A 17,908-nucleotide genomic window follows, 5' to 3' on the forward strand; every position below is an offset into this window, starting at 1 on the left:
TAGTACTGCGACGTATTCCGTGCGCTGGGTCTCAGAAGCGATAAGAAATGCCGATCTGCAAGGTCGGATACCACCGGTAAGGCGACGCCTTATCGCGCAGTTGCTGCAATCCGGTGTTGATGATCTGCTGACTCATCGCCGGTCCTGCCGCCTGCGACAGTGCCGGCGACAGTGTGTACGAGGTCTTCGGAATGCCGTAGGCGACACCGAGATCGACCACGAGCCCCCAGCCTTTGGGTCTCGGGTGCAAGCCATAGCCGATGCCGAGGTAGGGCATCGCAGTCGGGTATCGGGCGGTCGCCGTCGCGTATTCGCCAGGGAAGGCCGGCGATGCTTTGCCCTCGAACACGTACATGCCGTTGGTCGGAACCGAGTTGCCGCTGACTTCGTTGTCGGTCAGACGCAGGCCCGCGGTCACACGGAAGCCGGTGCCGGCCCACGGAAAGAAATCGCTGTAGAGACCGCCCTGACGCAGCCGTATGCCGTCTTCGTAGCGATTGCCGCCGACGTCGAAGTTGTGCGACAGATTGATCGCGTTGAAGTCCGCGTGCACGCCGAACCACGAGGTGATGCTCCACGCCGCGCCGACCCCGATGCCTAGCGTGCCGCCCTGCAGATAGACCTCCTGCGCATGCGACGTTTCGATCAGACATGGCAAAGCCACTACCCAGATTACTTTTCCAGCTTTCATGGGTACCCCCTGAGCGGCGGGGCAGCCCGATCGTTGCGGGACGCGCTCGCCGTTTTGTCGTCTCTTCTTTCTCTCTTTGTTTCAGGACGCTCGAAGGCGTCGTGAAGCGATCATGCGAGCGGAGGGCGCGGACGGTCTGTGAGGTGGCGAACCATACGATCAAATGAATGGGGTCGGAGGCGCAATCAAGCGGAAAAAGTCCTCAGGTGAAGAGGCGCGTCGCGTATCCGGCGCGCTGTCGTCGGACGCGCGACAAGCGTCCAGGCGGTCCTGTACGGAACGCTCGAGCGTGTTCTGAGATTGTGAGGATGAGGGGGGAGAAAGCCAGTCAGGGCGACGGCGGATGTCAGTCGCGAGACCTTGGCGAGGGCCGCCGCCTCCCCTTGGGTCTGGCCGCGCGGTGGGGAAGTTCAGGGAACTGCGCATCGCCGATAACGCTTGCCCACGCATTCATCCAGCAGGTGGCGAGCGTCTTTTCAGCCTCTGACTCAGCGCGCATAAGACGACTCGTGGCAAGACGCAGACGAGCCAACGCATACTCCTTGCGAGTGGACCCCCGACGCGAAAGCGAACGATTCTTCTGCATTGCCGGCCACCGAAAGTAGGCAAGAAGCATGGCAAGTGAAATCGGACCGCATTGCATCGTACCCGAGGAACCAACGCGCGGCGTAATCGACGGGTAGCTGTCGAGTAAGGATTCGCTCCAGGTTGGTGCGTCCTCAATCAATCGGGCGATGCCGCGCAAAACCTGCACTGTGGTGAAAACACCAAATCAACGTTGTTTAATTTTGACGAGTCGCGCTGTCCGTTTAGGCGTGCGAGGATGAAATCGTCAGTGTTCCTGACGTGCAGATCCAGTTACGGGGGCTCCATGAGTAGCATTCCACTCATCTGGGCAGCGGTGCCGCATAACAGCGACGGTGTTGTCTTTCAGATCCGGCTCGGCCGCGGACTTCAGCGGTTTCACGTGTCGCGGCGCGTGCTCGAGGATGTGTTCGAACTCGAACGAAAAGCCTCCGACGCGCGCCAACTCGAATTCTTCTACGTGCACGAGCAACGCATCGTCGCACGCGCCAGCGCAAAGCGTGCGACGGCCTGCGCGGCCACCGTTTCACTACTGACGGCCGATTTCGGCGTGTCGAACGACCGGGAGCGTTGGGCGACGCCGGGCGGCGTCGCGCACGGCCTCATCTAGGCGAACCGACGTTTCGCCAGCCGCCGCGAGCGGCGGCTGGGCGTGCGCCGAGCTTGCCCGTCAGCGCGCCTTGAGTTGCGCCTCGAGCACTTCGAACGTGCCGGGGATGACCGTCGCGCGCGGATGAGGATCGGCGGCGGTGGCCGCTTCGGGCGCGCCGAACTTCGACGACACCAGATAGATCCGGTGCTGCTGCGCGTCGAGCGCCATCGTTTTCGCGCCTTCCAGCGTTGGCATGTTCTGCTCGACCGTGTAGTGGTCCGGATCGTCCTGATGGACGACCGTCAGCGTGCCGTCCGCGCCGTTCGAACTGAACGCGAGCTTCAAGGCCGGATCGAAAGCCGCCGCGTCGGGGTGGCCGCCGATCAGCACCTCGGCCACGCGACGGCCCGATGTCGCATCGACGATCGTCATGCGGTGATTGGCGCAAACCGAAAACAGGCGCTCGCTCGCCGGATCGATCGCGAGTCCGGTCGGCGACTCGCACCGTGCGAGCGGCCAATGCGCGAGCACCGTCGCGGACCGGCCGTCCATCTCGACGATCTCGGCACGATCTTCGACATTGACGAACACGTGCCCGTGACTGTCCGCCGCGAGCGTCTCCGGCTTGCCTCCGACGCTCATCGTGGCGACTACCTTGCGCGTCGCGACGTCGATTGCGCTGACGCTGCCGTCGTGGCCATTGCTCACGAAGATGCGCCGCAGGGCCGGCACGTACAGAATGCCGTCCGGGTCGGGGCCGCCGGCCTTGATGATGTCGACGACCTTGAGCGTGTCGAGATCGACGACGCTCACCGTATTGGCGCGGCCGTTGGTGACGAAGCCGAGCTTGCGCTCCTCGACGAACGCGAAGCCGTGGACGCCGTCGGTGTCGGCGATTTCGCCGACCGGTTTGCCGGTGCGCGTATCGATGACCTGCACATGCGTGTCGCGGCTGATGAAGAGGTGCTGGCGAACTGCGTCGTAGGCCACGTAGTCCCAGCGTTCGCTGCCGTCGAGACCATAGCGTTTGGAGATTTCGAATCGATCCGCGTTGGCGGCCGTCGCCGCATGGACGTTCGACAAGGCGAGCAGGGAAGCGACGCCGGCGGCAATCAGAGTGGACAGGATGTTTTTCAGTTTCACGTCGAGTGGCTTCAGGTCAGTACTGCGTATTGATTGGAAAGGAGGACGTCATTCCGGCGAGCGGATCGCGTCCCGGGTGCGGCGGGGCGTCAGCGCATCGTCATTCGTGGTCGTCGAGATTGAAGTCGACCCACAACTGCTCGGACAACGTTTTGCCGACGAAAGCGGGCTCGGGTTTCGGATAGGCCGCGTCGCGTACCGCCGCGAGCGCCGCGCGATCGAGCAGTCCAATACCGCTCGATACCACGACGTTCAGGTCGGACACGACACCGTCCCGATACCGGAACGCCACGCGTGTGCGTCCCGTCATGCCGGCCATGCGGGCCGATTCGGGATAGCGCAGCGCGGCCTGAATCGCGGCGCGCAGCGCACCTTCGAAGCTTGCCGTGGGCGCGGCTGCAACCGGTGCCGCGGCGGCCGCGGGCGCTTGCCGCGCGGGCTGGGCCGACGGCTGCGGTGCGGACGTGGTCGGCGGCTCGGTCGGCGTCGCCGCGGGCTGCGCCGGTGCCGGTGTCGGTGTCGGTGCTGGTGCCGGCATAGGCTTTGGCCCGGCGGCGCTCACCGGTTTCATCGGCGTGTGCGCAGCAGGATGCATCGGCACGGGCTTCGCAACGGGCTGCGGCGGTTGCGTCGGCTGCGGTGCGGCAGCCGGTGCCGCCAGCGTCAATAGCGTCGGCGGCGCCTGTTGCGACACGGCGGGCAAACGAGCCGTATGCGTGAGCAGCGCAATCGCCACGCCGAGCACCAGCGCTTCCGCGACAAGCGCGATCGCGGCGGCCGGCAACAGGCGCTTTCGGTCCTGCGCGATCCCGGAGGCGGGTAGAGTCGCCATATCAGTTCGCCACGGGTTGCGCGGCGAGCGCGATCTGCGACACGCCGGCGGCGCGGCACGCATCCATCACCGAAACGAGGTGCTGGATCCGCGCCTGCTTCGAGCCGGCAATCGTCACGACGGTATGCGCGAGGTCCGCGCGGGCGGCGAGCAGCGTGGTCAATTGCGCGAGGCTCAGCGTGCGGCCGTCCACCGACAGACTGCCGTCGGTCGCGAGCGTGACCGTCACCTGCGGCGGCGGCAGCGATTGCGTGGTCGCGCTCGACGGCAGCTGCGTGCGTAGCCCCGCATTCGGGATCATGTGCAGCGTGATCATGATGAAGAACACCAGCAGAAAGAACATGATGTCGATCATCGGGATGATCTCGATGCGCGCCTTTCGCGCCTCGAAATACTTCATCGTCATACTCCCTGCGACGCGAATTTGCCGACCACCGGGCGCGGCACTTCATGCACCGCCTTGGCCGCGTCATGCGTTCTGGCCGCGAGCCGGTTCACGAGCGCGGCCTTTACGGTTTCGAGCTGATGGACGACGCTGCGCACGCGGTTGTGCAGACCGTTGAAGAACACGAGGCCGATCATCGCGACGAACAGCCCCGAGGCCGTCGCGATCAGCGCCTCGGCGACGCCGCCCGTGACCTGGGTCGGCGCATTGCCCGGATTCGACAGCACCTGGAACGCGTTGAACATGCCGACGATCGTGCCGAACAGGCCGAGCAACGGCGCGAGCGTGACGATCGTGTCGAGCACCCACAGCAAGCGATCGATGTTCGGCGCTTCGCGCATGATCGCCTCGTCGAGACACGCGTCGAGTTCTTCGCGCGTGGACGTCTGACCGGCAAGCCGGCCGGCGGCCTTCAGCAGGCTCGCCATCGGCAGCGCCTGAAACTGTTCGGCGCATGCCGTCAACGCGCCGGCGTTCAGTGCTTCGAGTCGGTCGATCCGGTCGAGCACCGCGTGGCTTGCGCTCGCTGCGCGCTGCAAAAACCACGAGCGCTCGATGATGATCGTCAGGGCAACGAACAGCATGGCGGCAATCACGTACAACACGCCACCGGAATTGTTCGCAAGGTGCAGCAGATTATCGACAGTCATGAAAGAAGCTCCGTTCAGAAATCGGTGGACAGCGTCGCGACGAACGCGCGGCCCGGGATGGTCCAGTAAAGCGGGGTGTTGTCCGCGGCGGTATAGCCGGCCAGCGCGTTGATGCTGGTGCGGTTGAACAGGTTGTCGATCTGCAAGCCGAGGCGGGTGTCGTGCGTCCACGACGCGAGTCGGTCGAACCTGTACGAGCTGGCGAAGTTGGTCACCGCGTAGCCGCCGATCGGCTGCGTGTTGCCCGTATCGCCATACTGATGACCGACGAACTTCATCAGCAACGAACCGGCGAGCGGTCCGCGTTCATAGAGCACGCCGGCGGCGGCCGTCGATTGCGGCGCGTTCGGCATCCAGGTATTGGTGCTCTTCTGTTTGGCCGAATTGAAGGTCAGATTGCCGTACAGGCTGAAGCCGTCGCCGACCGACAACGTCGCCTCGGTTTCGACGCCCTTGTAGGTCGCGCCGCCCGCATTCGAGAAGATCACGTTGTTGCCGACCGTGCGGCTCGTCACCGCATTACGGAAGTTGATGTAGTACAGGTCGGCGGAGACTGTCAGGCGCCCGGTTTTGTAGGTCGTACCGAGCTGGTAGTTGTCGGTCTGTTCCGGATCGGGCTGCCCGGAGATGGTCGGATCGTTGACATAGAACACGTTCAGGTTCGGTGCCAGAAAGCCCTGGGCGTACTGCGCATAGGCGCTCCATTGCGGCGTGATCTGCTGGTGCAGCGTCAGCGACGGCAGCAGCTTGTCCCACGTGTGGCTGAAATCGAGCGGCTCGCCGGTTTTCTGGTTCATCGGCGTATCGATGCCGCGGTTGAACGACACGTACTTGAGTCCCGGCGTAATCGTCAAGCCGTTCTGCAGTTGCCACGCGTATTGCAGATACGGCTGGAACGTCAGCATCGTGTCGTTCATCGTGAAGTTCTGCGAGATGAACGCGAAGTTCAGCGACGAATCGACATTGAAGTTGTCGCGGAAGTTGGACTGGTGCGCGATCCACATGCCGGTCTGCAGCTTGCCCGGACCGAGTTGCCGTTCGAGCGCGAGCACGTCGCCGAACGCGCGGTAGTTGTTGTTCATCTCCTCACCGGGCACGTTGTTCGGGCCGAAGATCGTGCCGTTCGGCGTTTCGCCGTTCGGGTCGAGACCGTTGAAGCCGTTGTGGTAGTAGCCGTACGTGTAGAGCTTGTTGTCGATCACCCACTCGGCAAGCTTCGTCTTCACGCCGATGTATTCGAAGTCCGTGTTGATCTTGTCGAAGTTGTAGCCGGCATAGGCCTGGCTCGTCGGATCGGCGCTCAGTCCGAAGTTCGGACCGAACTGCTGGATGTGCGCGGCCGTCGCGCCGAGCGACACGTTCTGGTGAATGTTGTTGTACGTCGCGAACAGCGTGAGCAGCGTGTTGTCGCCGATCGGTTTGTCGAGCTTGAAGTAGACGTTCTGACGGCGCTGGTCCGCGTTGGTCAGGTATCCGTCGCTGCTGCTCTGCGTATAGCCGACCATCGCGCGGGCATCGCCCCATTGCTGCAGATAGCCGGTGTTGAACTCGGCGCCGGCCTGCCACGTGTCGAAGCTGCCGTACGAGCCGAGCACCGAGAATGCTGGAGTTGCCGACGGATCCCTCGATTGCAGCGCGATGGTTCCGCCGAACGTGGCGAAGCCGATCTGCGAAGCGTCGCCGGGACCGCGGTCGACGACGATATTGCCGAGCACCCGGTTCGAGAAGAACGACGTCGAATGATGGGTGAAGTCGTTGGTGTCGCCGAACGGAATGCCGTCGAACGTCACGTTGTACTGACCGTCCTGAAAGCCGCGAATGGACAGGCTCTGCGATTCCATCAGGCCGGAACCGTTCGGATCGACGTTCGACACGCTCGGCGCGATCTGCACGATATCGCTGTAGTTCGCGCTCGGAGCGGTACTGTTCTCGATGTAGTGCCGGCTGATGACCGACTGCGGTTCGCTCGCGGTGAGCGAGCCCTGCGAGGGCGCCTGTGCCGGCGCGGACTGCACGTTCTTGCTGGCGGCTGCGCCGCCGTTCGACGAGGAAACTGCCGTGCTTTGCACGGAACCGAGATCGCCCGAGGTCTCGGCATGCGAGATCTGCGCGCCGGTTGCGCACAGTGTGGCCAGAACGAATTGCGTTAGCGGCTTCTTTCTAAGGGGAAAACTAACCCATTGCATGGTGCAGCATCCTTTCGCGAGTGGGGCGTGAACTGGAAGTCGAACGAGGCGGGATGCTATCAACGGTCCATTAACGCGAAGTGATCGGTATCTTACGAATCTAAAGTTGTTATTACGGATACCCAACGACAGCGCGATCCGCACTCGAAGCGATGCGGCGCGCTCAGGTTTGTAAGTTTGTGGACACCGCGCATTCATGCGTGTGCACTAGCATCGGCGGCGCCGTTCACACGGTGGGTCACGCCTTTTTTCCTGTCGGCGATAGCGCCGTGCCACTTCGCAGCAATCTCTCTTCAGTTTCCGCGCACGATGAAACGCCTTACCTGTTTGCCGCTCGCTGCTTCACTCTTCGTCGCTGCAAGTGCGGCGAGTTACGCCGCACCGTCCGTTGACGCGAGCTATCTCGACGCCCGTCAAATTCCGCTTGGCGTGCTGCTCGCGCCGCCTGCCGCCGATGGTTCCGAGCGCCAGCGGGCTGATCTCGATGCCGTGCTGAACGCGCAGCGCAGCCGCACACCGGAGCAGGTGGCGCGCGCGAAGGCGGACGCCACCAGGTCCGTGTTCCGTTTCGCGGATGTGCTCGGGCCGGACTTCAACCAGGACGGTCTGCCGAAAACCGCTGCGCTGTTCGAGGCCGTCGATCACGATGCCGAGCGGGTCGCAAAAGGCGGCAAGCAGTTCTTCAGCCGCGCGCGGCCGTTCGTCGCGAGCCGCGACGTGCAACCGATCGTGCCGAAGCGGCCCGGGGACGACTACGACTCGTATCCGAGCGGCCATGCGACCTTCGGCTATCTGTGCGCGATCCTGCTCGCGCAGATGGTGCCCGAGAAACGCGACGCGCTGTTTGCGCGCGGGCGCGAATTCGGCATGAACCGCGTCGTCGACGGCGCGCACTATCCGAGCGATGTCGAAGCGGGCCGCATCGACGGAACGCTCGTCGCGGCGGCGCTGATGGCCAATCCGGATTTTCAGCTCGACTTTGCCGAAGCGAAGGCGGAACTGCGCGCGGCATTGAAGCTCGACTAGTCGAGCCCGCGAACGTCGTTCGGCCCGACTCGGCTTGCGTCATGAAGCGGCAACATGGTCATGCGACACTGCGCGCCCGCGCCGACGGTCCCCGCCATTGACGTCGCCCTGGCTGCGGCGACGCACGATCACAGGAAACGACGTCCTCTTGGAAAGCAAAGCAGCGATCAACTACCCCGCGGGGCGCAGACCCCGCATTCTCGTCGTCGAAGATGACGAACGTGTGAGGCTCGAAGTGTCGACCGCACTCGAGGACTACGACTTCGCGGTGGAAAGCGTGCCGAGCGGCCATGCCGGCCTGTTGCGCGCGCTCAACGGCGATTTCGACGCGGTCGTGCTCGACCGGATGCTGCCCGATGTGGATGGTCTGTCGATTCTTTCCACGTTGCGCAACGTCGGCAAAGAGACGCCGGTGCTGATACTGAGCGCGCTGTCGGCGGTCGACGAACGCGTACGCGGCCTGCGCACCGGCGGCGACGACTACCTGACCAAACCGTTCGACAGTCTGGAGTTGACCGCGCGCCTCAATGCGCTGCTGCGCCGCCGCTCTTCTGCGGAGCAACCGCTCGTGCTGAGCGTCGGCGATCTCGTGCTCGATATGGGCGCGCGTCAGGTCAGGCGCGCGGGCGAGCCGATCGAGCTGAAGCCCCGCGAGTACCAGTTGCTCCGATACCTGATGCTGCATACGGAGCAGCCGGTGACGCGCGCGATGCTGTTCGAGTCGGTCTGGAATTACCACTTCAATGCGCAGACCAACGTGATCGACATGCATATCGGTCAACTGCGCCGCAAGATCAGTCTGAACGGACGGTTTTCGCTGATGATCCACACGGTTCGAAATGTTGGCTATGTCCTGCGTGCCGGCGAATAGGCGCTGGCTGCGTCTGCCGGCGAGCAACGTCACGTGGCTGCTGATGGTGTTCGTCAGTTGCGCGGTCGTGCTGTTCGCGATGCTCTACTGGATGATGCATACATATCTGCTGCACGAGGTAGATGAACGGCTGCGCGGAGAAGTGGCCGAATTCAGTTCGATCGGCCGCGCCGAGGCGATCGCCAATATCGCGGCGCTCAGCCGGCGCGACATCGCGAGCAGCCGGCCCTATGGCGTGTTCGACGAAGCAGGCCGCTGGCTCGCCGGGAATATCCATGCTCTGCCGCCCGAGCGCGAACGCCGGCCGTTCTACTACACGCAAGCGATGGACGACCAGCCGCCGTCGCTGGCCAGTCATTTTCGCGGCATCATCGTGCCGACGCGCAGTGGCCTGCGGATCGTCGTCGGTCACTCGATCGACGAGATCATTCATTTCGACCATACGCTCGTGAAGATCCTGTGCCTCGGGCTCATGCTGACGATTCTGCTTGCCGTCGGCTGCGGCGCCGCGCTTCACGCGATGTCGAACCGGCGCATCCGCTCGATGAGTCTGACGGCGCGCGAGATCATGGCGGGCCAGTTGAGCCGGCGTCTGCCGAATCGCGGCACGCATCACGATCTCGACCGTCTGGCGGAGATCGTCAACCTGATGCTCGATGAAATCGAGCGGCTCGTGGCCGAAGTGCGCGGCGTGTGCGCGGGCATCGCGCACGATCTGCGCACGCCGATGACGCATCTGCGCGCGGGGCTCGAGCGCGCGCGTCGCCGCTCGCAGAGCGCTGACGATTACGCGAGCGCCGTCGATACCGCGATCACGCAGTCGGACGTCGTGCTGAACCGTTTCACCGCGCTATTGAGGATCGCGGAGGTCGAAGCGGACGTCAGGCGCGCGAGCTTCTGCGACGTGTCGCTGGACACCATCCTGCGCGACGTCGCCGAGTTGTACGAGCCGGTCGCGGAAAACCGCCGTTTGTCGGTGGTAGTGCTTGCGTCCGAACCGGTTGTCGCGCGCGGCGACGTGGACCTGCTGTTCGGCGCGATCGAGAATCTGCTCGATAACGCGCTGAAGTTCACGCCCGGCGGTGGCGCGGTGACGCTGCAAGCGACGCTCGAAGCGGGAAGACCCGTCGTGCAGGTCGCGGACACGGGGCCCGGGATCGAGGCGGCCGAGCGCGACGCGGTGCTGCGTCCGTTCTATCGCAGCAGAAACGGACAGGAGGCGGCGACGTCGGGGCATGGCGTCGGCTTGAGTCTGGTGGCCGCGATCGCGCGAGTGCACGAGGCCGTCGTGGAGATTCACGACAACACGCCGGGCTGCAGGATCGTGTTGCGGTTCAACGCGGGATTGCCGGCGCGCTGAGCTCAGGCGTCGAGATGACGCGGAGGCTTTGACCTGGGAGCGCGCAAGAAAAAACGACCTGCCGGATCGCAGGTCGTTTCTTTTGCATCTACCAACCCGCTCAGGACTTCGGCACCAGCGCGACGCCGCGCAGCCCCTGGCCATACGGCGCGGTCTGCATCACGGTGAAGCCCTGCGCCGACGTCACCGTCGAACCGCTGATGCTGACCGTGATCTTGACGAGCTGGTTCGAGTCGGCGCCCGCATCGAACGCGCTGCCGAGGCTGTTGCCGATCGTCGAGGTCACCGCGTAGATCGTGAACGAACCGTCGCTGTTGACCTGGCCGGTGAGGTTGCGCAAGCCGTCAGGCGTGGTCGTATAGCTCGCGCCCTTCGTACCGTACACGCCGGCGGTGTCCGTCACCGTGTAGGCCGTGCCGAGGTTCAGGCCCGTCGTCAGGTTGGCGAGCGGCTTCCACGTGCCGTTCTGGTTCTGATAGACCCACAGGCCGCCGCTGCCGCTGACCTGGTCGCCCGGCGTGCCGTCGCCTTCGTCGGCGACGAACATGATCGACGGGTTCGACGCGGGGATCCACATACCGAACGGATAGACGGTGCCGGTCACCTGGCTGGGCGACATGAGCGCCGTCAGGTTGGTCGCGAGGGCCGTCGTGAAGCCCGGCACGATCGTGATCGCGGCGTTTTGCGGCAGCTTGCCGCCATTGGCGAGCGCACCGGTCGCGCCCACCTGGTACACGGTGTTCACGCCGTTGCCGCCGCTGCCCTTCGACACATACATCGTGCCGTCCGGGCCGACGAAGAGGCCGCGGAGGTTGATGTCCTTGCCGGTTTTGTCGGCGGCCGTCGCGGGCGTCGTCGGCAGGCTCGCGATCGAAAAGCCGAACTGGTCACCCGTCGAGCTGCCGCCCGTGATCGAACCCATCGACGCCAGCGAGCACGTCGTTCCAGCCGGCGCGACCGCGTACGTGCCGGTGCCCGTGCCGGACTGGAATGCGCCGATCACTTGCGTGAACGCGCATTGGCTGCCCGCAGCGATGGCTTGCACACCGGTGTTCATCGTCAGCATGTCGAGCTGCGCGGTGGTCGGCTTCGGATTCTTGCCCGAGTTGCCGGCATTGCCGACGATGTAGTACTGGCCGTTGGCCAGCACCGCCGCGCGGCTGTTGTTGCCGGCGTACGCGTTGGTGTTCGTGAACGACAGGCTGTTGTCGGCGAAATTCAGCTGCGCGACGGTTCGGTAGGTCGGCGTCGCGACGTCGGTGTTCGTCGTGTCGACTACGCCCGGCGTATTCGTGTTCGAGATATCGAGCTGGTCGATCGAGGTGTTGTAGCCGGTGAAGGTCACCGACTTCTGATCCAGCGACACGTTCAGCGCGAGCTCGGACTTCGAGGCGAAGCTGGTGGCGAAATTCACGCTGCTCTTCGCGGCCTGCGCGGTGATGTCCAGCGTTTGCGACGGGCTCGTCGCGTTCGGAGCCCACTGATCCAGATACGCTTCCGACGTCACGCCGAAGTTGGCGTCGTTCGCATCGTTGGTAAACACGTTCGGAAAGCCGCCCGGCGAGACGGCCGTCACGGGCGATGCATTGGTGGTCGTGGGCGTCGCGTTATAAGGAAGCGTGCCGCTCACGACGTACGCCGGATCATAGGCCGTGCGCGAGACCAGCAGGTTGCCGGCCGTGTAGTTGCTCGCGGAGGTCGTCGGCGTCGTCGGCGTGGCCGGGGTGCTGCTCGTCGTGCCTTGCGGCGCGCTCGTGCTCGACGGGTTTTGGGTGCTGCCGCCGCAGCCGTAGATGGCGGAGATCAGAACCGCGATCGGAAGCGCCTTCAGGGTGGTTTGCATTCTGTTTGTTTGGGTAGGGTGGGTGAAATTTTTTGAAAAGTTGCAGCCGGTATTGCAACTCGCGAGGCTACAAACCACCCGTGGCACAAACATGAATCGAAAATTACTAAAAAGATAAGAATGGGGTGGCGCGTTGGTGCTGGTTAGCGCTGCTTCGTTGCAGGATGCCTGGTGTTTTGTAGGGCGCGCGCGGAGGGGAGGGAAGTGGCCTGGGCGGAAGGCTACTCTGAGGCGGGGAAGAGGCGGGGGAGGGGCGGCTCGCTTGACGCGCGCACATCTGTTGTGCGCGCGGACAACGGAAAAAGAAAAGGGCTGACATGCATTCGCATGTCAGCCCTCGAATCTTTTGGTAGGCCGTACGGGATTCGAACCTGTGACCAACGGATTAAAAGTCCGCTGCTCTACCAGCTGAGCTAACGACCCAAAAGAGAAGCGAGATTATATCGATGCACCGATGACCTGTCAACTTCGCAAGGCGATCTGGCCAAAATGAAAAGCCCGGGCATCACTACCCGGGCTTTCCAGCGAGAGGCGCGCGTGACTATGACTTCGGGCACTGCGCGTTACTGCCAACAACTACATCAAAACATGATCAATCCGCCACCACGAACTACTTGATCTGCGACAGCTTGCTCTGCGCCGACTGCGCGACGTCCGAGCCGGCGTATTGCGAGACGATCTGCTCGAGCGTCTTTTTCGCCGCGGCCTTCTGGCCTTGTTCGAGCTGATTGTTCGCGATCGCGAGCAATGCTTCCGGCGCCCGCGGATGCTGCGGGTACTTGGCCACGACACCTTGCCAGACCGCCGTCGAACCCTTGTAGTCGCGCAGTGCATACAGCGCGTTGCCGAGCCAGTATTGCGCGGTCGGCTGATAGGGGCTCGTCGGATATTTGGAGATGAAGCTGCGGAACGACGTCGCCGCGTTCTTGAAATCGCCGCTGCGGAATTGCTGCGAAGCCGCGTTGAACGCATCGGTTTCACCCGGCTGCACCTCGCCCTGGACGCCGTCCACCGTCTGCTGCTGCGGCTCGAATTTCTTCAGGCGCGTGTCGAGATCGGTGTAGTAGTCCTTCTGCTGCTTTTGCAGCGTGGTGAGCTGGTTCGCCATGTCCTCGTTCTGTCCGCGCAGCGTCGCGACCTGCTGGTTCAGCTGGTCGAGACGGTTGGACTGATCGAGGATCGTGCGTTGCGCCGCCGACAGCTGGCTCGACAGACTATCGGTCTTCGAGCGCAGATCGAGAATGGCCTGGCGGGCCTGATCGTCGTCGAACATGCCCGCATGGGCGGGCACGGCCGCGAGGGCCGTGCCTGCGACGCAGGCCGCTGCGGCAAACCGCAGCCAGGAGAAACGATGCGTCATTCGGCTCATAACCCGTTGACTTACTGTTGATACACGAGGTCGGCGCGGCGGTTCTGTGCCCACGACGCTTCGTCATGACCCGTTGCCAGCGGCTTTTCCTTGCCGAGGCTCACGGCTTCCATTTGCGAATCCGACACGCCCATCAGCGACAGCGAACGACGCACGGCTTCAGCACGCTTCTGGCCGAGTGCGAGGTTGTATTCGCTGGTGCCGCGCTCGTCGGTGTTGCCCTGGATCAGCACGTGACGCTGGGGGTGGCTCTTCAGATATTGCGCGTGTTGTTGCAGCAGCGGTTGATAGTCGTCCTTGACCGAGTAGCTGTCGAAGTCGAAGTAGATGCTGCGCTTCGCGAGCGGGCTGTTCGGATCGTTCAGCGGGTCGACGTTGACCGTCGCGACGTCGTTCGGGTTCGGTTGAGCCGAGCCTGCGCCCTTGTTGGCGTTTTCGTCGAGCTTGACGCCCGAGTGACATGCGGCCAATGCACCGACCATCACGACGGCGAATGCGAAACGAAGTTTGGACATCATTTGATTACTCTCCTTGTGTTATTGCATCAACGTTATTGCATAAACGGGCCCCAGGACGGCTCGCGTACGCTGCCCCCCTGAACGGACAGGACCTGCCGAGTGCGACCGTCGGTCGATACTGCGGCCAACACGCCACGGCCGTTCACCTGAGTGGCGTAAAGAATGTACTGACCGTTCGCCGCGAAGCTCGGCGATTCGTCATGTGAGGTGTCCGTCAGGCCCGTGGCGGTTCCGCCTTGCAGGTCCTGGATGTACAGCTTGAAAGCACCGCCGACGCGCGAGATGTAGGCAAGCTCCTTGCCGTCAGGACTCACACGCGGGCTGGTGTTGTAGCTGCCCGTAAACGTGACGCGTTGCGCGCCGCCCGCGCTTTCGCCTTGCGCCGACATCTTGTAGATCTGCGGTGCGCCGCCGCGGTCGCTCGTGAAATAGATCGACTGGCCGTCAGGGGAGTAGGTCGGCTCGGTGTCGATCGAGCTGCCTTGCGTCAGACGACGCAGACCGCTGCCGTCCGCGTTGACCGCGAAAATCTGCGTATTGCCGGTACGCGACAGCGCGACGGCGAGCGTGCGGCCATCCGGCGACCACGCCGGCGCACTGTTGTTGCCCTTCTGGTCCGATACGACGACGCGCTTGCCCGTGGGCAGGTCGTGGATATAGACGATCGGCTTCTTCTTCTCGAACGACACGTAAGCGACCTTGGTGCCGTCCGGCGACCAGGCCGGCGAGATGATCGGCTCGGGGCTAGACAGCGCGATATGCGCGTCCTGACCGTCCGAATCCGAGATCTGCAACTGGTAGCGGTTGCCCGACTTGATCACGTACGACAGGCGCGTTGCGAACACGCCGCGGTTGCCCATCAGCTTGGCGTAAATGTAGTCGGCGACCTTGTGCGCGCTCATGCGCAGACCGCTTTCCGGGCTCACCAGCACGAGGCCGCCGAGGCTTTCGCCCTTGACCGTGTCGTACAGCTTGAAGCGCACTTCGTACTGGCCGTTCGGCAGGCGGTTCACGCTGCCCGCGACGAATGCGTTGGCACCCTTCGCCTTCCACGCGCCGAGGTCGACGGAATCGGTCTCGGACACCGGCGTCGAGCCCGCGTCGATATTCGTGAATTTGCCGCTGCGTTGCAGGTCCTGACGCACGATCGTGCTGACCTGCTGCGGGGAATTCGCTTCATTGGCGAAATTCGCCGTCGCGATTGGAAATTGGGTGGATCCGACGCCCGTCACGAGGACGTTGAGTTGTGCGTTGGCGGCGCCGCCGACGGCGATCAGGCACGATGCCACGAGTGTTCGCAGGCCTAGCTTGGTCATCAAACTCATGCTGTATGGGTTCCTCAAAACGGTTTTACTAATACTCAAAGACAGCAGACAGACCGGAAAACGGCTATTTCGTTCCCGCGCAACGCCGCGCCGGGTAGGGCGCGGCGTTGATCGTCAGACAGCTGTCAGGCTGCACATCACTTTGCCGGGCGTAGCGTGACAAGGAAGTAGTCGGGGGTCTTGCCATTGACGTCCCTGGGCATCGGATCGGAGGCTTTCACCGCCCGTAACGCGGCGTCGTCCCAGGCCTGGTTGCCACTGCTACGGGTAATGTTTGCGCTCAGCTGATTGCCGTCCGGCGAACAACGTACGGCGATCACGGTCTCGAGACCTTCGGTTTCGCCGCCCCAGTTCACATGCTGAAGCACCAGCCGACGCACCTTGTCCGCATAACCCGGCGATGCCGCGTTGCCGCCCGAGCCGCTACCCGTTCCGCTCTTGCCCAGACCGTTGCTGCTCGAACTGCTACCGCCCACGCCGCCAGCGACGCCCTGCATCTGCGCAAGCCGCGCGCTACGTTCCTTGTCGAGCTGCTTCTTCGCCTGCGCGGCCGCATCGGCTTGCGCCTTGGCCTTCGCCGCTTTCTCGGCGTCAGCCTTCTTCTGCGCTTCCGCCTGAGCCTGCTTCTGCTGCTGCTCCTGCTGTTCTTTCAGTTGCTGCTGCTTCTGCTGCTCGGCGAGCTGCTGTTGCTTGAGCTTCTCGGCCTGCTGCTGTTGCTGTTGCTGTTGTTGCTGTTGTGCCTGCTGTTGCTGCTTGAGCTTCGCGGCCTTCTGCGCGGCGAGCTGGGCCGCCTGGTCGGCTGCCAGTTGCTGCTGACGCTTCGCTTCCGCTTCCTGCTGCTCTTTCAGCTTCAACTGGCGCTGCTGCTCGGCGAGTTGCGCGGCGCGAGCCGCTTCCTGTTGCTGGCGCTTCTTTTCCTGCAGCGCGATGTCGGCCTGCTCGTCGCGCACGGGCGGGGCAGGGACGACCGGCGCGGGCGGCGGCGTGACGATGGGACGCGGGGGGATCGCCGAATCCGGCACCTCGGTCCACAGTTCCGCCTGCTCGCCCTCGGGCGTGCTGTTTTGCCACTGGATGCCGTGATACAGGAAGAATCCGAGCAATGCATGCATCACCAGCGCGAACAGAAATGCTCGCCCGGTGCCGCGTTCACGCGGTGGCTGAAGCGGATATTCGGTGTTCTTGCGGATCATTGCGATTTGACGAGCAATCCGACGCGCTTGACGCCCTGAGCCTTCAACTCGGACATCACATTCATGACGACTTCGTACTTCACGGTTTTGTCGGCGGCGATCACGACGGGCTGATCGGGATGCGATTGTGCCCGATCGGCGATGAAACCTTTGAGGCCAGCTTTCGTCATGTCTTCCTGCTGCTGCGTGCCGGAGTCGTCCTTGTACTTGACGCTCATGTTGCCGTCCGCGCGGATGTTGACGATCACGGGCGGCGTCTGCTGCTGGGGCGCGGCGCCGCCGACGGTCGGCAGATTGACGATCGACGGTGCGACGAGCGGCGCCGTGACCATGAAGATCACGAGCAGCACGAGCATCACGTCGATGTACGGCACGACGTTGATGTCGGCCATCGCGCGTCGCGAGCGCGAGCCGCGCATGCTGGAGGAGCGGGAGCCTGCCATCGTGGCCTCCTTAGTGTGCCTGGCGCTGCAGGATGTTCGAGAACTCTTCGATGAAGGTTTCGAAGCGGATCGCCAGACGATCGATGTCGTGCGCGTAGCGGTTGTAGGCGACCACGGCCGGAATCGCGGCGAACAGGCCGATCGCGGTGGCGGTCAGCGCCTCGGCGATGCCCGGCGCGACGTTCGCGAGCGTGGCCTGCTGCACGTTGGCGAGACCGCGGAACGCATTCATGATCCCCCACACCGTGCCGAACAGACCGATATACGGGCTGACCGAACCGACCGACGCGAGGAACGCGAGGTTCGCTTCGAGCACGTCCATTTCGCGCTGGAACGCCGCGCGCATCGCGCGCCGGGCGCCGTCGAGAATCGCGCCGGGATCGTTCAGGCGTTTCTCTTTGCCTTTCAGGAATTCGCGCATGCCGGACTCGAAAATCCGCTCGAGCGCGCCGATCGTGTGGCGATTGTTCGCGGCGCTCTGATAGAGAGCCTGCAGGTCGCCGCCGGACCAGAAATCACGCTCGAAGCGTTCAGTTTGCGCGCGCGCCCGGCGAATCGCAAACCACTTGCGGAAGATGAAAGTCCAGGAGAGAAGCGACAGCAACAGCAGCAGAGCCATGACGGCCTGGGCCAGCAGGCTCGCGTTGAGTACGAGTGAAACGATCGACAGATCTTGTGTAGTGTTCATAAAGGTTCGTTTTAACGTCCCGGGAAGGGGGCGTCCGGCTGCAAGGCCGCTTCAAGCTTGCCGTGGGCAAAACGGAAGCTTCGGCGATATCGAAGCCGAACCATGCTTTGTGTTACCTGACCGGTATGAGTTCACTGGCCCCGTAACA

At 63.5% G+C, this 17,908-nt stretch carries 17 protein-coding genes and 1 tRNA gene; 4 read left to right on the forward strand and 14 right to left on the reverse strand.

Annotated features, from left to right (window positions below):
- Positions 1-31: 31 nt before the first annotated feature.
- Positions 32-691 (reverse strand): hypothetical protein, encoded by a 660-nt coding sequence (locus L0U84_RS02500; protein WP_233847397.1) that lies wholly within the window; start codon positions 689-691, stop codon positions 32-34.
- 871 nt (positions 692-1,562) lie between these two features.
- Between L0U84_RS02500 and L0U84_RS02505 the strand changes: the two genes are divergently transcribed.
- On the forward strand, positions 1,563-1,886 hold the full coding sequence (locus L0U84_RS02505; protein ID WP_233847400.1) for a hypothetical protein: 324 nt from the start codon (positions 1,563-1,565) through the stop codon (positions 1,884-1,886).
- Between the two features lie 60 nt (positions 1,887-1,946).
- On the opposite strand, the gene L0U84_RS02510 is transcribed toward L0U84_RS02505, so the two are convergent.
- The 5 genes from L0U84_RS02510 to L0U84_RS02530 all read right to left on the reverse strand — a co-directional run bounded on the left by L0U84_RS02510 (position 1,947) and on the right by L0U84_RS02530 (position 7,124).
- Complete coding sequence (locus L0U84_RS02510) at positions 1,947-3,011, reverse strand: YncE family protein (RefSeq protein ID WP_233847408.1); 1,065 nt, start codon at positions 3,009-3,011, stop codon at positions 1,947-1,949.
- Between the two features lie 100 nt (positions 3,012-3,111).
- Positions 3,112-3,843, reverse strand: a complete 732-nt coding sequence (locus L0U84_RS02515) for a TonB family protein (protein WP_233847410.1) — start codon at positions 3,841-3,843, stop codon at positions 3,112-3,114.
- 1 nt (position 3,844) lies between these two features.
- The gene (locus tag L0U84_RS02520; RefSeq protein WP_233847412.1) at positions 3,845-4,243 is read right to left on the reverse strand and encodes an ExbD/TolR family protein; all 399 of its coding nucleotides are present in this window, start codon (positions 4,241-4,243) and stop codon (positions 3,845-3,847) included.
- Between the two features lie 2 nt (positions 4,244-4,245).
- Positions 4,246-4,938: a MotA/TolQ/ExbB proton channel family protein gene (locus L0U84_RS02525; protein WP_233847414.1), complete on the reverse strand. Its 693-nt coding sequence runs from the start codon at positions 4,936-4,938 to the stop codon at positions 4,246-4,248.
- A gap of 14 nt (positions 4,939-4,952) precedes the next feature.
- On the reverse strand, positions 4,953-7,124 hold the full coding sequence (locus tag L0U84_RS02530; RefSeq protein WP_233847416.1) for a TonB-dependent receptor: 2,172 nt from the start codon (positions 7,122-7,124) through the stop codon (positions 4,953-4,955).
- Positions 7,125-7,433: 309 nt separating this feature from the next.
- Between L0U84_RS02530 and L0U84_RS02535 the strand changes: the two genes are divergently transcribed.
- The 3 genes from L0U84_RS02535 (at position 7,434) to L0U84_RS02545 (ending at position 10,381) form a co-directional block, all read left to right on the forward strand.
- Positions 7,434-8,150, forward strand: a complete 717-nt coding sequence (locus tag L0U84_RS02535) for an acid phosphatase (RefSeq protein WP_233847425.1) — start codon at positions 7,434-7,436, stop codon at positions 8,148-8,150.
- A gap of 148 nt (positions 8,151-8,298) precedes the next feature.
- Positions 8,299-9,021, forward strand: coding sequence for a response regulator transcription factor (locus L0U84_RS02540; protein ID WP_233847427.1), 723 nt, complete (start codon positions 8,299-8,301; stop codon positions 9,019-9,021).
- Positions 8,999-10,381, forward strand: a complete 1,383-nt coding sequence (locus L0U84_RS02545) for a sensor histidine kinase (protein ID WP_233847429.1) — start codon at positions 8,999-9,001, stop codon at positions 10,379-10,381. The genes L0U84_RS02540 and L0U84_RS02545 overlap by 23 nt, the downstream gene beginning before the upstream one ends.
- Before the next feature lie 100 nt (positions 10,382-10,481).
- Here the strand turns inward: L0U84_RS02545 and L0U84_RS02550 are convergent, their stop codons facing one another.
- The 8 genes from L0U84_RS02550 to tolQ form a co-directional block, all read right to left on the reverse strand.
- Positions 10,482-12,224, reverse strand: a complete 1,743-nt coding sequence (locus L0U84_RS02550) for a hypothetical protein (protein WP_233847431.1) — start codon at positions 12,222-12,224, stop codon at positions 10,482-10,484.
- A gap of 347 nt (positions 12,225-12,571) precedes the next feature.
- Positions 12,572-12,647: transfer RNA gene (locus L0U84_RS02555), tRNA-Lys, on the reverse strand.
- 187 nt (positions 12,648-12,834) lie between these two features.
- Entirely contained in the window at positions 12,835-13,584 is a 750-nt protein-coding gene (ybgF, locus tag L0U84_RS02560) for a tol-pal system protein YbgF (protein WP_129956938.1), read from the reverse strand.
- A gap of 20 nt (positions 13,585-13,604) precedes the next feature.
- Positions 13,605-14,111, reverse strand: coding sequence for a peptidoglycan-associated lipoprotein Pal (gene pal / locus L0U84_RS02565; protein WP_129956937.1), 507 nt, complete (start codon positions 14,109-14,111; stop codon positions 13,605-13,607).
- A gap of 32 nt (positions 14,112-14,143) precedes the next feature.
- Positions 14,144-15,436 (reverse strand): Tol-Pal system beta propeller repeat protein TolB, encoded by a 1,293-nt coding sequence (gene tolB, locus L0U84_RS02570; RefSeq protein ID WP_233847433.1) that lies wholly within the window; start codon positions 15,434-15,436, stop codon positions 14,144-14,146.
- Between the two features lie 137 nt (positions 15,437-15,573).
- Complete coding sequence (tolA, locus tag L0U84_RS02575) at positions 15,574-16,629, reverse strand: cell envelope integrity protein TolA (protein ID WP_233847435.1); 1,056 nt, start codon at positions 16,627-16,629, stop codon at positions 15,574-15,576.
- Positions 16,626-17,072: a protein TolR gene (tolR, locus tag L0U84_RS02580; RefSeq protein ID WP_013088523.1), complete on the reverse strand. Its 447-nt coding sequence runs from the start codon at positions 17,070-17,072 to the stop codon at positions 16,626-16,628. Before tolR ends, tolA begins: the two co-directional genes overlap by 4 nt.
- Positions 17,073-17,082: 10 nt before the next feature.
- On the reverse strand, positions 17,083-17,760 hold the full coding sequence (gene tolQ / locus L0U84_RS02585) for a protein TolQ (RefSeq protein ID WP_006047860.1): 678 nt from the start codon (positions 17,758-17,760) through the stop codon (positions 17,083-17,085).
- Positions 17,761-17,908: the final 148 nt, after the last annotated feature.

The organism is Paraburkholderia sp. HD33-4 (assembly GCF_021390635.1).
Classification (GTDB): domain Bacteria; phylum Pseudomonadota; class Gammaproteobacteria; order Burkholderiales; family Burkholderiaceae; genus Paraburkholderia.

Bases quoted from the DNA above. Each gene is read 5' to 3' on its own strand.
- L0U84_RS02500 (WP_233847397.1), bottom strand. From the start codon at position 691: ATGAAAGCTGGAAAAGTAATCTGGGTAGTGGCTTTGCCATGTCTGATC.
- L0U84_RS02505 (WP_233847400.1), top strand. From the start codon at position 1,563: ATGAGTAGCATTCCACTCATCTGGGCAGCGGTGCCGCATAACAGCGAC.
- L0U84_RS02515 (WP_233847410.1), bottom strand. From the start codon at position 3,843: ATGGCGACTCTACCCGCCTCCGGGATCGCGCAGGACCGAAAGCGCCTG.
- L0U84_RS02520 (WP_233847412.1), bottom strand. From the start codon at position 4,243: ATGAAGTATTTCGAGGCGCGAAAGGCGCGCATCGAGATCATCCCGATG.
- L0U84_RS02525 (WP_233847414.1), bottom strand. From the start codon at position 4,938: ATGACTGTCGATAATCTGCTGCACCTTGCGAACAATTCCGGTGGCGTG.
- L0U84_RS02530 (WP_233847416.1), bottom strand. From the start codon at position 7,124: ATGCAATGGGTTAGTTTTCCCCTTAGAAAGAAGCCGCTAACGCAATTC.
- L0U84_RS02535 (WP_233847425.1), top strand. From the start codon at position 7,434: ATGAAACGCCTTACCTGTTTGCCGCTCGCTGCTTCACTCTTCGTCGCT.
- L0U84_RS02545 (WP_233847429.1), top strand. From the start codon at position 8,999: ATGTCCTGCGTGCCGGCGAATAGGCGCTGGCTGCGTCTGCCGGCGAGC.
- L0U84_RS02550 (WP_233847431.1), bottom strand. From the start codon at position 12,224: ATGCAAACCACCCTGAAGGCGCTTCCGATCGCGGTTCTGATCTCCGCC.
- ybgF (WP_129956938.1), bottom strand. From the start codon at position 13,584: ATGACGCATCGTTTCTCCTGGCTGCGGTTTGCCGCAGCGGCCTGCGTC.
- pal (WP_129956937.1), bottom strand. From the start codon at position 14,111: ATGATGTCCAAACTTCGTTTCGCATTCGCCGTCGTGATGGTCGGTGCA.
- tolB (WP_233847433.1), bottom strand. From the start codon at position 15,436: ATGAGTTTGATGACCAAGCTAGGCCTGCGAACACTCGTGGCATCGTGC.
- tolA (WP_233847435.1), bottom strand. From the start codon at position 16,629: ATGATCCGCAAGAACACCGAATATCCGCTTCAGCCACCGCGTGAACGC.
- tolR (WP_013088523.1), bottom strand. From the start codon at position 17,072: ATGGCAGGCTCCCGCTCCTCCAGCATGCGCGGCTCGCGCTCGCGACGC.
- tolQ (WP_006047860.1), bottom strand. From the start codon at position 17,760: ATGAACACTACACAAGATCTGTCGATCGTTTCACTCGTACTCAACGCG.